Annotated in this window: 1 pseudogene; it reads right to left on the reverse strand. The window is 43.7% G+C overall.

Annotated elements, in window-relative coordinates:
* Positions 1-934: pseudogene (locus AB4589_RS19340) on the reverse strand (hypothetical protein); the annotation flags it as partial.
* Positions 935-1,021 lie beyond the last annotated feature (87 nt).

Here is a 1,021-nt window from a genome sequence, read left to right on the forward strand (position 1 = left end):
GAGGCAGATGGATGTCGAGTTGGTGTTTAATGGCCGATTGGATCTCTGAGTGTGCTTGAGTGTAGCATTCTGACCATTCAAGACTTTTTGCCGCCTCAATGGGTGACATGCCCCGGGCATATAAATCGATATAGGGTGTCCAATCTATCTTGATGTATCGGTATGGGATTTTTTTGAGATGCGCTGCAAATGCCTTAAACCATTCTTTCCATTGGTCGTCATATTCGTGGGTCATTTTTCCGTTGAGATAATTAAGACCTTTGCGAGTAAAAGTGACGCACCTTTGATCATCGTTGAGTTCTAGGTAATTTTCTGAAATCAGTTGCTCTAAGATGTCTCTGATTAGCATGCCAGAGTGTGGGTAAACATCCAAAGCGCGCTCTTTTGCTTGAGACTTGCTCAAGCTCATTCGCTTTTCTTTCATGTGCGCTAGATACTGAGTGTTGATAGGGTCTACTTGGTAATTTTTTGTTCTTGGCCACAGCCAATCTAAAAGGTCGCGGGCATAGGCCGTATTCGGTCCTAATTCTAACGTATAGGACGTTGGCGCTTTGGGTAGGGGGGGAAGCTCTTCTTTATTGCCATTCATGGCGTTTAACTCTTCGGTAGTTAAGTTTCTTAGTATGACATGGGTAAAGCCTTCAATATTGTCGATGTGCTCCCCCAAGCTGACTCTGACACTTTGGATGAAAGGAATGATGGATGCTTGGTTAAATAGAATGTTGTGGGTTGGCTCGTGGTGCGTGACTGCTTGCGCTTTTAAGTCGTCCCAGTCGCCATAACCTACCGCTTGAGCGCAAATCGATAACCATGTGTTTTTTTCGGTGGCGTTGCCCTGAATGATTTCAGCGAAGGTAAGTTGATCGAATATAGTGTGTAATTGTTTCTTTAATATCGGTAGATGGTCAGAATTAAAGAGGGTCTTATTTGACATGGTAATTCCTTGATGAATGAACGTAAAAAAGCCTTGCCATTGCAAGGCTTGGAAGAGTGGTTGAGTGATTATTCGAGATGATGAGGC

This window comes from Vibrio sp. 10N.222.49.A3 (assembly GCF_041475145.1).
Taxonomy (GTDB): Bacteria; Pseudomonadota; Gammaproteobacteria; order Enterobacterales; family Vibrionaceae; genus Vibrio; species Vibrio tasmaniensis_A.